This window comes from Rhodococcus jostii NBRC 16295, from assembly GCF_001894825.1.
Classification (GTDB): domain Bacteria; phylum Actinomycetota; class Actinomycetes; order Mycobacteriales; family Mycobacteriaceae; genus Rhodococcus_F; species Rhodococcus_F jostii.
Genome location: NZ_BCWY01000001.1, coordinates 198,402 through 211,755, shown reverse-complemented (window position 1 = coordinate 211,755; position 13,354 = coordinate 198,402). Strand labels below are relative to the sequence as shown.

15 protein-coding genes are annotated in these 13,354 nt (G+C 62.5%); 1 reads left to right on the top strand and 14 read right to left on the bottom strand.

The features are described from left to right. Positions 1-356 precede the first annotated feature (356 nt). From RJ1_RS01015 to RJ1_RS00955, 13 genes are all read right to left on the bottom strand, one after another. Positions 357-1,832 carry an NAD-dependent succinate-semialdehyde dehydrogenase gene (locus tag RJ1_RS01015; protein WP_143048798.1) on the bottom strand — a complete coding sequence of 492 codons (1,476 nt, stop codon included), beginning with the start codon at positions 1,830-1,832 and terminating at the stop codon, positions 357-359. A 123-nt stretch (positions 1,833-1,955) separates the two neighbouring features. After that, entirely contained in the window at positions 1,956-3,233 is a 1,278-nt protein-coding gene (gene glyA, locus RJ1_RS01010) for a serine hydroxymethyltransferase (protein ID WP_073358025.1), read from the bottom strand. Between the two features lie 20 nt (positions 3,234-3,253). Then, positions 3,254-3,553 (bottom strand): putative quinol monooxygenase, encoded by a 300-nt coding sequence (locus RJ1_RS01005; protein WP_073358024.1) that lies wholly within the window; start codon positions 3,551-3,553, stop codon positions 3,254-3,256. Between the two features lie 25 nt (positions 3,554-3,578). After that, on the bottom strand, positions 3,579-4,340 hold the full coding sequence (locus RJ1_RS01000) for an iron-sulfur cluster assembly protein (RefSeq protein ID WP_073358023.1): 762 nt from the start codon (positions 4,338-4,340) through the stop codon (positions 3,579-3,581). Next, a complete protein-coding gene (locus tag RJ1_RS00995) occupies positions 4,337-5,587 on the bottom strand; it encodes an NAD(P)/FAD-dependent oxidoreductase (protein ID WP_073358022.1) in 1,251 nt (416 codons plus the stop codon). Before RJ1_RS00995 ends, RJ1_RS01000 begins: the two co-directional genes overlap by 4 nt. Then, on the bottom strand, positions 5,584-5,913 hold the full coding sequence (locus RJ1_RS00990; RefSeq protein ID WP_205415326.1) for a Rieske 2Fe-2S domain-containing protein: 330 nt from the start codon (positions 5,911-5,913) through the stop codon (positions 5,584-5,586). The genes RJ1_RS00995 and RJ1_RS00990 overlap by 4 nt, the downstream gene beginning before the upstream one ends. After that, positions 5,910-6,962: a ferritin family protein gene (locus RJ1_RS00985; protein WP_073358021.1), complete on the bottom strand. Its 1,053-nt coding sequence runs from the start codon at positions 6,960-6,962 to the stop codon at positions 5,910-5,912. Before RJ1_RS00985 ends, RJ1_RS00990 begins: the two co-directional genes overlap by 4 nt. Beyond that, entirely contained in the window at positions 6,955-7,266 is a 312-nt protein-coding gene (locus tag RJ1_RS00980; protein WP_073358020.1) for an MmoB/DmpM family protein, read from the bottom strand. The genes RJ1_RS00985 and RJ1_RS00980 overlap by 8 nt, the downstream gene beginning before the upstream one ends. Beyond that, positions 7,263-7,574: a toluene-4-monooxygenase system B family protein gene (locus RJ1_RS00975; RefSeq protein ID WP_073358019.1), complete on the bottom strand. Its 312-nt coding sequence runs from the start codon at positions 7,572-7,574 to the stop codon at positions 7,263-7,265. The genes RJ1_RS00980 and RJ1_RS00975 overlap by 4 nt, the downstream gene beginning before the upstream one ends. Further along, positions 7,571-9,103 (bottom strand): ferritin family protein, encoded by a 1,533-nt coding sequence (locus RJ1_RS00970; protein WP_073358018.1) that lies wholly within the window; start codon positions 9,101-9,103, stop codon positions 7,571-7,573. Before RJ1_RS00970 ends, RJ1_RS00975 begins: the two co-directional genes overlap by 4 nt. Positions 9,104-9,117: 14 nt before the next feature. After that, on the bottom strand, positions 9,118-9,600 hold the full coding sequence (locus tag RJ1_RS00965; RefSeq protein WP_073358017.1) for a nuclear transport factor 2 family protein: 483 nt from the start codon (positions 9,598-9,600) through the stop codon (positions 9,118-9,120). An 11-nt stretch (positions 9,601-9,611) separates the two neighbouring features. Then, on the bottom strand, positions 9,612-10,046 hold the full coding sequence (locus RJ1_RS00960; protein WP_073358016.1) for a nuclear transport factor 2 family protein: 435 nt from the start codon (positions 10,044-10,046) through the stop codon (positions 9,612-9,614). A gap of 40 nt (positions 10,047-10,086) precedes the next feature. Continuing rightward, positions 10,087-11,124 carry a DJ-1/PfpI family protein gene (locus RJ1_RS00955; RefSeq protein ID WP_073358015.1) on the bottom strand — a complete coding sequence of 346 codons (1,038 nt, stop codon included), beginning with the start codon at positions 11,122-11,124 and terminating at the stop codon, positions 10,087-10,089. Positions 11,125-11,414: 290 nt separating this feature from the next. On the opposite strand from RJ1_RS00955, the gene RJ1_RS00950 reads away from it, so the two are divergent. Next, a complete protein-coding gene (locus tag RJ1_RS00950; RefSeq protein ID WP_073358014.1) occupies positions 11,415-12,137 on the top strand; it encodes a type 1 glutamine amidotransferase domain-containing protein in 723 nt (240 codons plus the stop codon). Here RJ1_RS00950 and RJ1_RS00945 read toward each other — a convergent pair. Then, positions 12,123-13,085 (bottom strand): AraC family transcriptional regulator, encoded by a 963-nt coding sequence (locus RJ1_RS00945; RefSeq protein WP_073358013.1) that lies wholly within the window; start codon positions 13,083-13,085, stop codon positions 12,123-12,125. The genes RJ1_RS00950 and RJ1_RS00945 overlap by 15 nt on opposite strands. Positions 13,086-13,354 lie beyond the last annotated feature (269 nt).

Genomic DNA, 13,354 nt, shown 5'->3' with positions numbered 1-13,354 from the left:
TTCGCTGCCCAGCCCGGACACGCCAGAACCTCGACCGGTGAGGTGGCCTGAGTCGCCAGCATGTGAAGGCACTGATGGTGGCCGTCGACATCGTCCACGGCGGGCGGGGTAAACAAGCCATCGGCAGCGGCGGAGTGTGAAGGCGAGAATGCGTGATCAACCGACGAGCCTCGGAATATCAATAAATGAGACGAGAATGTGGCGTCGGCCCAGCGGTCACAATGACCTAATCGATCACCCGCATCACCTAGCGTTATTGCGACCGGTTGTTGGAAGCGGCTCGCCCCGAAGATGAGCCATCCGGGGTGAGCCGATGTCTAATCTTTCGAAATACCCTCACCTGAAAGCAATGCCAGTCAAGGATTTGTGAGGGCAATGTATTTGGTTTCGATATATTCCTCGATTCCTTCGGGGCCGCCTTCGCGGCCCAATCCGGATTGTTTGAGACCACCGAAAGGTGCTGCCGCGTCCGACACGACACCACGGTTGACGCCGACGAGCCCAGCTTCTAATGCTTCGGATACTCGCAGTGCTCGATTCACATCACGGGTGTAGACGTAGGCCGCTAATCCGTATTCTGTGTCGTTCGCACTCGCGATCGCTTGATCTTCGGTGTCGAATCCGGTGATTGCTGCAACAGGACCGAAGATTTCCTCACGTAACAGCCGCGCGCCGCTGGGTATGTCGGTGAGGACCGTCGGAGCGTAGAAGTATCCCGCACCGCCGAGTGCATGTCCGCCGGTGAGCACCGTGGCGCCGTGAATCACAGCATCGTCGACGAGGGCCGCTACGACGCCCAGTTGCCGTTCGTTGATCAGCGGGCCGAGTCGGGTCCCGTCTTCATAGCCTGGGCCCACCGCAAGGGCGGAGATCTTTTCGGTCAGCTTCGTCGTGAACTCCGCGCGAACCGCGTTGGCGACCAGTATGCGATTGGCTGCGGTGCATGCTTGGCCGCCGTTGCGCATTTTCGCCGCCAGTGCCCCTTGGACCGCGTCGTCGATGTCGGCATCATCGAAGACGATGAATGGTGCGTTGCCGCCGAGCTCCATCGACGTTCGCAGGACGAGGTCCGCGGACTGAGCGATCAACCGTTTTCCCACAGCGGTCGAACCCGTAAAGGTGACCTTGCGCAATCGCGCGTCTGCCATCAGCGCCCCGCTGATCGCAGCAGCGTTCGAGGTGGGTAGAACCGATAAGACGCCTCCCGGGAGCCCCGCTTCGACGAAGATCCGCCCGAGCACCATGAGCGTCAACGGAGTGTCTTCGGCTGGCTTGACAATCATTGTGCAGCCGGCGGCGAGCGCCGGTGCGATCTTGCGAGTGCCCATGGCAAGCGGAAAGTTCCATGGTGTGATCGCGAGAACCGGACCCACCGCCTGCTTGGTCACCAGGATACGGCCGTTTCCTGCGGGCGCGTGGGTGTAACGACCGTGTATGCGGGTCGCCTCCTCGCTGAACCATCGTAGGAACTCGGCGCCATATGCGACCTCACTACGGCTTTCGGCAAGCGGTTTACCCATCTCGAGACTCATCAGCAAGGCCAGCTCTTCGCCGCGCTCGACAACCAGTTCCCACGCGCGACGCAAAATCACAGATCGCTCCCGGGCAGGGGTGGCGGACCAGGACTGTTGAGCGGCAGCGGCGGCATCGAGTGCGGCAACGGCGTCCGTCTCCGTCGCGTCGGCGACGTCGATGAATGTCTCGCCTGTCGCCGGATTGCGCACGCCGAATGTTGCACGGTGCGCGGAGTCGGCATCACGGCCACCAATCAACAGCTTGGTGGGTAATCCGGCGACCAGGTCGTCGAGCTTGCTCAGGAGTGCGGTGGTCATAGTGGGGACTCCAGGGAGTAGTGATGTGCTCTGGCAAGGATTGGGACGGAACCGGCGGCCGTTGGCGTATGCAGTGCCGGGTCCGGCGGCGCCCGAGTCGACACCTGTCACGACTGCGGAGGGTTACACCTGTGCGTGGTTCTTTGCGGTGTCAGGCAAGTACGGGTAGATGGGGAAGGCGTCGGCGAGCGTGGTTGCCCGGGCGGCCAACTCCGCCTCGTCGCCGCCGATGAGTGTTTCGGCGACTATGTCGGCCACCTCAGTGAACTCGTCCCGGCCGAATCCCCGCGTGGCCAGTGCGGGCGTGCCGATTCGAAGTCCGGAGGTGACCATCGCCGGACGCGGATCGAAAGGTACCGCGTTGCGATTCACGGTAATTCCGACACGGTGCAAGGCGTCTTCGCCGTCGCGTCCGGTCAACGGTGAGTTGCGCAGGTCCACCATGGCGAGGTGTACGTCGGTACCGCCGGTGAGGACGTCGATCCCTTTGCTCCGCACGTCGGTCTCCGACAGACGGGCCGCGAGCAGCCGTGCCCCCTCGACCGAGTTGCGCTGCCTGGTACGGAACTCCGCGGTGGCAGCGATCTTGATCGCAACAGCCTTGGCCGCAATGGCGTGCATTAGGGGGCCGCCCTGCTGACCGGGAAAGACGTTGCTGTCGACGGCCTTTGCATGCTCCGCCGTCGTGAGGATAACCGCGGAGCGCGGCCCGCCGAGGGTCTTGTGCACCGTGGTGGTGACGACATCGGCATACGGAATCGGCGACGGGTGAAGTCCCGCGGCGACAAGCCCTGCGAAATGTGCCATGTCCACCCACAGCGTGGCCCCCACGTCGTCGGCCACAGCGCGGAATGCCTCGAAGTCAAGTTCTCGTGGATACGCCGACCATCCGGCGATGAGGACCCGCGGGCGTTCGGCGCGGGCAATGGTGAGCACCTTGTCCATGTCGATCCGCGACGTCCGAGGATCGACCTGATAGGTCGCCGCGCGATAGAGCTTGCCCGAGAAATTGAGCCGCATGCCGTGGGTAAGGTGACCGCCATGTGCAAGGTCCAAACCCAAGATGGTGTCCCCGGGTTGGGCGAAGGTGCTCAACGCGGCTGCACTCGCCTGCGCACCTGCGTGTGGCTGGACGTTGGCGTGCTCGGCTCCGAACAGCGCTTTGACGCGGTCTATCGCGAGTTGCTCAACGACGTCGACGAACTCGCAGCCGCCGTAATACCTGCGCCGGGGGTACCCCTCAGCGTATTTGTTGGTCAGAACTGAGCCCTGGGCCTCCAATACCGCACGCGGTACGAGGTTCTCGGAGGCGATCATTTCGAGCGTCGAGCGTTGCCGCCCGAGCTCGCCAGCCATCGCAGCGGCGAGCTCGGGGTCGACGTCAGCGAGCGGCAGGTCCATCACGGACTGAAGACATGTGCTCACGCTTCGTCGCCGACGGTCGTGAACGTTGTCACCGAGCGGCTCTGCAGACGCGGAATGACCTCGCCGAGGACGAGCGTTTGAAACGGCTCGGAGGCGCGGTGTTCCTCGTAGCCGGTGGCGTCGGTGTAATGCTCGTAGACGACGAAAGTGTTCGGGTCATCGTTACTGACCTGCGCTTGGAAGTGGACCGTCTTCTCTTCGGCGCGGTTGCCCGGGGTCATTTTCTCGAGGATTGACCGGATGTAGTCGGCCTCGCCTTCTCGTGCGGTCCAGGTGGCGATGATGACGTGTCCCATGATGTGTTCCCTCCGGTGGGTGAGGTCAGATGGTGAATCCGATGGCCTGCAGTTGCTCGCGGCCGTCGGCAGTGATGTCGGACGGCTTCCATGCTGGAACCCATTGCCACTCGATGCGGAAGTCGGAGACGAGCCGATCACCTTCTGCCGGCAGCAGCTCGGCGCGCATCTGGTCGGACATGATCTCGGTCAGCGGGCAGGCCGCGGACGTCAATGTCATGGTGATGACGGCCACGCGACCCTGCTCGACCGCCACGTTGCGAACGAAACCCAGGTCCACGATGTTGACACCGAGGTCGGGATCGATGACCTCGTACAAGAGTTCACGGACAGAGTCGGCCAGCGGGTCACGGTCGGCAGGTCTGCGATCCGCCACGTCATCCTCGCGGCGTGAAACAGTCGGCGACGGAGCCGGCGCGACGTCGGCACCGGTCGCCTCGTAGAGGCCTCTCGGGGTCAGGTCGAACCGGATGTCGCTGGTGACGCTGGCGATCCAGTCGGCTTTCCCGTGCGCCTTCCGTCGTACCCGCACGATCTCCTCACCCGCGGTCACGGCTGCGGCGGTGACCACGAGCTGTCGCGGGTCGAGGCCCGAAGACCGCGCATCCGACATCGCTTTGTCGATGATGCGGGCGACCGGTTCGCAGGTGTGGCCAGCTGCGAAGCGGAGCTTCTCCCGCGCCTGGGGTGCGGTGAGCCCAGTGACGGTGTCGAGTGCCGCACGCGCCTCGTCGCACGGCACGCGCACTTGCGACTCGGTAATCGTCAGTGCGGTCACGAGAGTCATGATGTCCTCTCCTCTGCTGTGGCGCTGGCGGGCACGCGTGAGCGCAGTCGGTTGAGCGGCATCGCCTGGTCTCGCAGCTTGTCGGCCGTCACATCATGGTCGACGAACAGCAACCGGCGCACCGCAATCACGTCGCGCGGCTGGTTGACCGAGATTACGCTGCGAATGCGCCCGTCCCGCAAGGCGAATGCCGAGAATTTCAGGTCGTCGAGCGAGCCACGGATGACGACTTCGTCCGAGCCCTCGGCGCGCCCCGTCCGCTGCAGATTGTGTTCGTATTGATCGGACCAGAACCAGTGCGCCTCGACGAACGGCTCGTCGTGGCCGAGAAGATTGCGCGCTGCCGCCGCGCCGTGCCGGGTGGCGGTGTCGTGGTGTTCAACCCGCAGGTGCTGGTTGTAGAACGGGTGATAGGAGGAGGCGACGTCACCGGCGGCGTACACGTTCGGCACGTTCGTTCGGCAGAACTGGTCGGTGACGATGCCGTTGTCGGTGACGATGCCGGCCTCGGCGGCCAGTTCTACGTTGGGCAATGAGCCCGCTCCGACGACGACGAGGTCGACCTCGATGGAACCGTGATTGGTACGCACGACAGCCGACGAACCGGTGTCGTGGACGCCGAGGACGACACTGTTGAGATGCACCCCCACCCCCTTGGCGCGGTGTATGTCGGTGAACACGGCGCCGATCGAATGGCCGAGTGCCCTGTTCATCAAGACGTCGGCGCGTTCCACGATGGTGGCCCGCTTCCCAAGACCCACGGCAGTTGCCGCGACCTCGCAGCCGATGAATCCGCCCCCGAGAACTGCGACGTGTTCGGCCGATGCGAGCCGAGAACGCAACAACTTGGCGTCCGCGAATGACCGCAGCATGAGTATTCGATCGCTCGCGTCGCCCAGTGCCGGCCGGGCGCGCACTCCGGTCGCCAAGACGAGTCCGTCGTAGGACAGCGATTCGCCGGTCGACAGTGTCAAGCGCCTTGCTCGTGGGTCGAGGCGTTGAGCCCTTACCCCGAGAAGGGTCTGCACTTGGTGGTCGACGTACCACTGTGGCTCGCGAATCAGCGTCGGTACCGGGGGTGAATCAGGTTCCAGGAAGTCTTTCGACAGCGGTGGTCGCTCGTAGGGCACAGTGTCGTCGTCACTGACGAGGACGAGTTCGCCGTCGAAGCCGCCGGAGCGAAGGGTGGCCACGGCTGAGGCCGCCGCCACCCCTCCTCCGACAACAACGTGTCGTACGGTACTCATCCGACGTCGACCTGGATCATGCCGTCGTCATCCACCCTGCACGGGAACGACTTCAGGGTGGCGTCATCCGGGTTGATACCCGCGCCGGAATCGGCAACGAAGGTCCACATGTGCCGGATGCAGGTGATCGACTCACCGTCGAAGTCGCCTTCGTCGAGGGCCCATGCCTGGTGCGGGCATTTGTTTTCGAAGGCACGGACTGCGCCGTCGACATTCACCAGGAGAACCTTTGTGCCGTCGATCTCGACACCGACCATGTCGCCTTCCCACAAGTCGTCGATGTGCTGAGCGTCCTGCCAGCTCCGAGTGGCGTCGTCTGTCATCATGGCGTGCTCACCTTCTCCACCGCCTCGGCAGGTGCGAGGATGCCGCGCAGCAAGCCTTCGCGTGCGGCCTTGGCACCGGCAGTGATGGCGTCGGCGTTGCGTGGGATTTCGGGAGTCTCTGCGAGGATCGTCGCGAGCCCATGTGCAGCGGCATCGGCGATCGGGGACCACTTGGCCACCCATTTGTCGATGGCCGATGCGCTGGAGGGCTGCTGGGTGATCGCGAACTCCGCCAGGGCGAGGCTCCACCGGTTTCGTCGCTGGTTGTCCGCATCGAGGAAGCCGTGCAGAAGCCAGGTCAGTTCGTCGCCGTTGTCACGGGCTATCTCACCGAATTGGCGGCTCAGAACGTCGTCCAACGTCGGCAGCAGCACGAGGTTGAGCGCAGTGAATGCTTCGCCCCAGTCGTAGGTGACGAGCACGCTCTCGACGGCCTTGCGGGCGGGTTGCCATCCGGGGTGGGTCTCCCACACTCTGCGTTCGCGATCGGTACCGATGTCGGAGCTCGGTTGTGCTAGTTGCAATTCCCGAGTGCGGTACGCGATCGTGGTGACCCGACGCAGGAAGTCCGCGGTGGCGAGACCCGCCGCATTCGTGACGTAGGATGTCGGCGCCATGTAGCCGATATAGGCCTCGATCTGTTGAAAACCGTGCACGGGATAGCGCGACGGTGTGTACAGGGTGGCGAGCGTCTCGACCCAGCCCGGAGCAAGGGTCGCAGCGGAACCGGCCGACGCGTACTCCTCGAGCACGCCGTGCACCTGCGACTCGGACTCCGCTTGGGCGTTGACGTACACCCGATAGGTGTACTGGTCCGGGTCGCGAAACTGCTCCCAGTCATCGGCTTGGAGGGCCGAATTGTCCCGGTACGTGTTGAACCACATGTTGGGCGCAGAGGATGGATTCTGTTCGAACGCCGACGTACGGTTCTGCCGCGTTGTCCAGTTCTGCCCGTGCGTCACGATCTCGTATTCGCTCGGCATCTTGCGGATTTCACCGAACGCACTGAACGTGCGGCGTGCGCGTGGTTTACGAACGTGTTCAGTCATGAGTGAGTACTCCTTCGGGCGCGGTGCGTTTGATGTTCTCCCACACGATTTCGTCGCTGTTGTTGACGACACGGCCGACGAAGGACGACATCATCGTTCCGAAGGAACGAATCTCGTAGTCAGCGCCCAGATACTCGCGAAGTGTGTTCTGCGTGAGACGAATTCGGTCATGTCCTTGGATCCGCACATACGACCCGCGGTCGACGATCTCGATGTCTTGGTCGGGATTGTCATCGCGGATGGCGGCGATAACTTCTTCGATCTGGTCACCCATGCGCAGGATGGGACCGACAACACTGTTCATGACGCTCCCTTGGGGACGAGGTACTCGACCGCGATGTGGTCGAGAGGTGCGAAGCCGGCCTCGGCGACGGTCATCTCTGCGGGGACGACCCGACCGTTGTGGATGACGACCTTCTCATACGGACGGGCACGCACACGTTTGCCCTCGACGTGATGGGCGACCGCAGCCGCCACTTCGGTCATGGTGTCAGCGGTGGTCACCGGCACCAGGATCTGGACGAAGTCCGTCGCGAAGATCGCGTTGAGCGGTACCAGCTCCGGTGCCCGATCCGCGGGCCCCAGCTCGATTGCTTCTCCAGACTGTGTCATTGCGTCGCCCCCTCAACCGTTGCGGCAGCCAGACCCTCGACCGCGCGGCCGACATAGTCGCGAGTCCAGGCGCCGTAGTCGGGGTCGTCGCCCATGGCGTCGGGCGTCATACCCATGTAGTTCAGGATCCCGCCGACATCCATCGGCTGGATCTGACCGGCCAGGAACCGGTCGATGAGCGTCTCGTGATTGACATTGTCACGGTCTTTCCAGAAGATCTGCCGGCAGGCGTTGGTGCAGAAGTGGTACTTCTTGCCGTCGTAGTCGAGTTCCCAATTCCGAACCTTCCACTCCCCGTTGCGCGACGGTGTCGCGTTGCAGCACGGGAGATGGCAGGTGCTGCACAGCCACGGCAACGTTTCGGGCAACGTCGCCTCGACGTTGTTGGCGTTGACCTGGTCGATCATCACGTCCCACTTGTCGCCGTAGACGTTCTCCCAGTTGGGGTATTTGGAGGCGAGCCAGGCGCGTTCGTCCTTGCTGACGCCGGCCTTCGGGCGCCACCATGTGGTGGGTCGCCAGTACCACAGACCCATGTGCAGCCCGTGGTGCCAGGTGTCGAGTCCAGTGATGAACTCATCCCAGTACCACGGCTTCTTCAGTCCGTAGTCTTCGATCGTGTGGATGTACTGATCGATGATCCACTCCTCCATGAACTCCCGGTAAGACTGCTTGCGGTGTTCGAGAGGGGTGTAATAGTCCATCGCCGGTCCGGTGAGCGCGGCGAAAGCTCGGGCCGAGCCCCAGAAGCTCTTGTCGATCACCCACTGTGCGCGGACCGGGTCGTGCTCGACCAGGATCTCCATCGTCGGCCCACCCTGCTGGGAGTGGCGAGCTTCGTCGGTCTGGATCGAGGAGATCATGTTGGCGAAGTTCACGTCACCGGATTCCAGTGCGTCCGCCGAGAGAGCAATGAACTGCAGATTGGTGAAGCCGGTCTCGAAGGTGAACGGCAGCTCGATCGCAAGGTCGACGACGTTGGGGGAAGTTATCATGCCGTCGAACAGGTTTCGTAGCGCGATCGGTACCCAGTCGTTGGTGTGGAACGTTTTCTGGGTCCAGTCGTACTGTGCGTCTTGGCCGACGAACTCGTGTCCGAAGAACGTGGTGATCTGCGCGTGCCGCATCTCGTCGAGCTGACCGAACGTCGCCATGTTGCGCCAGGAGCCATTCAGTCCGAACCGTGCCATCTTCAGTTCACCGAGCACCGCAGCGTATTCGACCAGCGCGACCCCGCCGAAATGCATTTTGGTGGCCGACTTCCACCCCTCGTCGAGGTCGTGAAACGTGTTCGAGCGCTGCAATGCGGCCTTGACCGCGTAGGTGGATGATTCCTTTTCACGCTGGGTTGCCACATATTCGGGATAGCTGACCTTGTAGGACTCCTCCCATCCCTGCCACGCCTCGCGCGGTACCTTCCCGGTACCACAATGCCATTCAGGATAGATTGCCTCGTCGTCGACGTATGTGGGCGTCCAATCGACGTCGCGGACGAAGCCCTGCCACTCTTCTCGCTTCAAAAGGGTCATAATGGTGTGCTCCTCTAGTCGACTTCCATGTGGCCGAGCTGTTGGCTGATTCCGGCGTTGTTCCAATACCCGGTCACCGATTCGATGAGACCGTCGCTGTTGAGCCGGAAGAGGAATATGTGTGGCTCGCTGAAGGTCTTGCCTGCGGGGAGGACCAAGCCCCATGGCTGCTGCTGAGTTCCGCCGATATCGACCTGGACGACGACGTCGCCCTCGTCGTTGGCGTCGACGGAATGCACAACATTGGACAGGTTGGGAAACGCGGTGATCAGGCCCGTCCAGATCGGCTTGCCGACTGTTCCCACCTTGCCGTCGCCACGCAGTACGCGCTGTTTACCCCACACTTCGAAGGGCGGGTAGGAGAAGTCTGCGTTGATCGTGCAGAGATCCACCATCCCGTCGACGTCGTGTGCGCGGTACCGGTCGAAGAACTCGGTCACCACCGCAGCGTTCTGTGCTGCAGTGCGCGACGACACAATTACTGATGCACTGGACATGGGTGAGCTCCTCAGACGATTGCTATTTGGTCGAACCGCTTGACCCCGAGGCGGCGGTAGAGCTGCTGTTGACACCAGTACGCGTCGATCTGCGTGATGCGGTCCTCGGCGACGACGAAACGCCACACTTCGTCCAAGTCGATGTGTTTCTCCTGGTTGATCGCGCCGGCGTAGGGGGCGGCTTGGGTGCCCTGGACGTTGATCTCGGTGGTGACCACGTTGCCTGCGGTGATGATCCTTTTCACGGTGACGATCAGATCGGGGAAGGCCTCGACAATGTCGGCGAGGACGGTGCGGATGGTGCCGCGCCCGGTTTCATGGCGACCGAGTCCGTAGACGTTGACGTTGATGTCTTCGGCTGTGTCGGCGAGGGCTCCGTCGATGTCACGTGCGGCGAAGTCATCGAGAAAGTCGCTGACGACTTTCTGCGGGCTGCGACTGTTCACAGGGGTACTCCTTCTGGTCTTGCGCAGGAACGACAGCACCTCAGGCTGCTTTCGCCGAGGGCGCGGCTTTCAGCGCTGCGATGACGGCGGCGGCGGCGGCCTCGGTCGACCCCGGGTTCTGGCCCGTGATGACGTGCCGGTCGACAACAACGTGGCTTGCCCACGCGGACGGGCCGTCGTCGAACACGGCCCCGGCATTCATTAGCGCGGTGTCGACGTACCAGGGCAGACCGAGCAGGCCCGGTTCGGTTTGGTTCTCCTCCTCGTCGGTGAAGCACGTCATCCGGTAGCCGTCGAAAAGCCATTGACCGTCAGCACGTTCGGGCGCCGAGAGCATCAGCGCGGGGCCGTGACACAGAGAGGCGATCGGCGCACGCTTCTCGTGCAAGGCAACCAGCAGTCGCCCGACATCGGGGTTGTCTGCCAGGTCGACCATCGGTCCGTGCCCACCCGGGGCGAACACCGCATCGAAGCCGGCCAGTTCGTCGTCGCCGAGGCTGCGCAGATCCAGTGGGTTGTTGAATCCGTCGATCTCGTCGAGTCGTGCTTTTCGTTCGCCGACAAGTTCTTCACTCGCTGCGCGTTGCGCCGCGACGGCCTGGTGAATCTCTACTGGGCTCAGTCCTGCGGTCAGGCCGTCCTCCACCATTACATCGGCGAGGTGTCGATCGTGGCGCCACGCGATCTTGGCTGCCTTGCTGACCTGATCGTGCGCCTGCGCCGGTGTCATGCCCTTGCCCTCGAGTGCCGCTGCAATCCGGCGACTGGCGGCAAGTCCTAGTTCGGTGTTTTGGTGCAGCGTGAATCGGATGTCGTCGACATCGTGGGAGAAGGTGCGCACGACGGAGTGGAGATAGTCCTTGTCTTCTTCCGGATAGTGGAAGTACCAGTTCAGTCCGTAGGGATCGGCTGTGGGCTTCTTGCCGTCGGGGGTGATGACGGCGACGTCGAAACCAGCCGCGGTGAAACTTTCGAAGGGCTTGATCGCTTCCTCGGCGAAGTACCCTGTCGGATGGGCCGTGCCATCGGCCATGGTGATCTCGGTTGCGCTCGAGACCAGGTAGGCAATGCGCGTCATCGGCTTCCTCCTGCGTCGTTGGATGGTGAGAATGTGACCGCTGCGTCGTTGATGGTGGGAATGTGACCGCGATTACATCCACCTCGAAGCAAACCCCACCCGCAACCGCAGCGGTACTGCGTTCCGACTCAATCTGTGCCCATTCCGAGCGACTCTGAAATACCGATATCGCAGACCGACGGACTTGTATCGCAATCGAACGCAGTAGCGACTATCTCAACCGTCTCGGACCTAGCGTGGGGTTGCGCGGCCGTCGGCCGCGTTGTCACCGACACGACGGAGGATCATCAATGTCCCGCATACTTTTTGCCGTGACCGGATCAGATAGTTGGACACTGGCCGACGGCACTGTGCACCCCTGCGGATACTGGCCCGAAGAGTTGGCTGTCCCGCACGAAGTGTTCGCCGACGCCGACGCCGGGTTCGAGATCACGATCGCTACTCCGGGCGGCGTCCGCCCGGTAGCAGACGAGGCTGGGTTTTCGCCGGAAATGAACGGCGGCACCACCGAACCCGGAGAGCGATTTCGTTCCTACCTCGACGGCATTGCCGAGATCCTTTCGGTACCAACCGATCTGAATGGTGTCCGTGCGGAGGACTTCGACCTGGTCTTCGTCCCAGGGGGGCATGGGCCGATGGAAGACCTTGCAGTGTCGGATACTTTCGGCGCACTCATCGGCGAATTCGTTGCACAGAGTAAACTCGTCGCCGCGGTGTGCCATGGACCGGCAGCGCTGTTGCCGGCCCGCAACGGAGACGGATCATGGCTGTTCACAGGCCGCCGTGTCACGGGATTCAGTAACGCCGAGGAATCTCAGGTGGGGTTCGCAGACAAGGCGCCGTGGCTACTACAGAACCGGCTCACTGAGAGCGGAGGCGTGTTCGAAGAGAGCGGCTCGCCATGGCAGGAGCATGTCACCGTGGACGGCAATCTCTACACCGGCCAGAATCCAGCATCATCGAGGCCGTTGGCGGAGGCACTGGTTGCGGCGCTGGTCTCAGCTCGCGTCTGAGCGAATCGCCCGCATTTCCTCGCCCAGGGCCTGTGCATCTGCATAGGCCTTGGGTGTCGTCCCGAACCGCCCCCGGAATTCCTTGATGAAGTGAGATACGCTCGAGTAACCCACCGCACGCGACACCTCGGTGACAGCGAGTCGACCGTCAACGAGCAGTTCGCGTGCGCGGTCGAGGCGAATCTCCTTCACGAACTGGTACGGCGACCGGCCTGTCACCTCGCGGAACAGATGCGAAAATGCCGACGGGCTCAGACTCACCTGCTCAGCCATATCGGTGACAGTCATCGGTTCGCCGAGATGGGCACGGATGTAGGTCAACGCAGCCGCGACCGGATTGCCCGCCGCCTGCTGTGCGGCGATATGCAACATTCGCGAGAATTGCTCCCTCTGCAGGACGCGATACACCATTTCCTGCATGTATAGCGGAGCCAGCACGCGGCGATCAGGTCCCACCGACAGCGCTTGCAAGAAACGCACCACCGTGCCCATCAGGTCCTGGTCTAGTGCCGATACCACGCACTTGTCGGGTTCTGCGTCCAAGCGTACCGGCGGGAACGACGCGGCTCGACGCTCGAGCATGTCCGTCGACACCTTGCGGACGAGCGCTGGGTCGATCTGCAGAACGAACGACAGGAAGGGCAGACGCGCAGACGCCTCGAGAATCTCTGCTTGAAAATGCAGATTACTGCTTAGCACAAGGTAATTGAACGGGTCGTACACGTAGCGCTTACCCTCGACGGTCACTGCCTTGCGTCCCTGCGCGACGATGCCCAGAGATAGTGACTGGATTTCCTCCCACTGCGGGTCCATCGGTTCGGTGAATCGATAGATAGTCAGTCCTGGCCATCCGCCGTCGTTGCCACCGACCCGCGGCGCCCGCGCAGCGAGCGCAGCAATAAGATCACCGGAGGTGATTCTCTGCTCGATTTGATTGATACCAGTCATTGATCGGACCTTCCATCAGCGAGCACACGCCGCAGCGCAATATATGGGCCCGCGGCAGCCGCTTCGTCGAGATCTGCGGTCCTGGTTTCCTCGTGGACGTCGATCGATTATACGCCTCGTCGCCGCAATAGTCATTCGTCGTCCAAATGCGAAGCGGAACTACCCTATGGGTAGAGAAATGGATAGAGATGGGTAGAGAAGGTGAGGACAGGGTCCCTCATCGACGAGACTGAGAAGGTCCGTAGGACAGTAGCGCCCAGTCCTTCCGT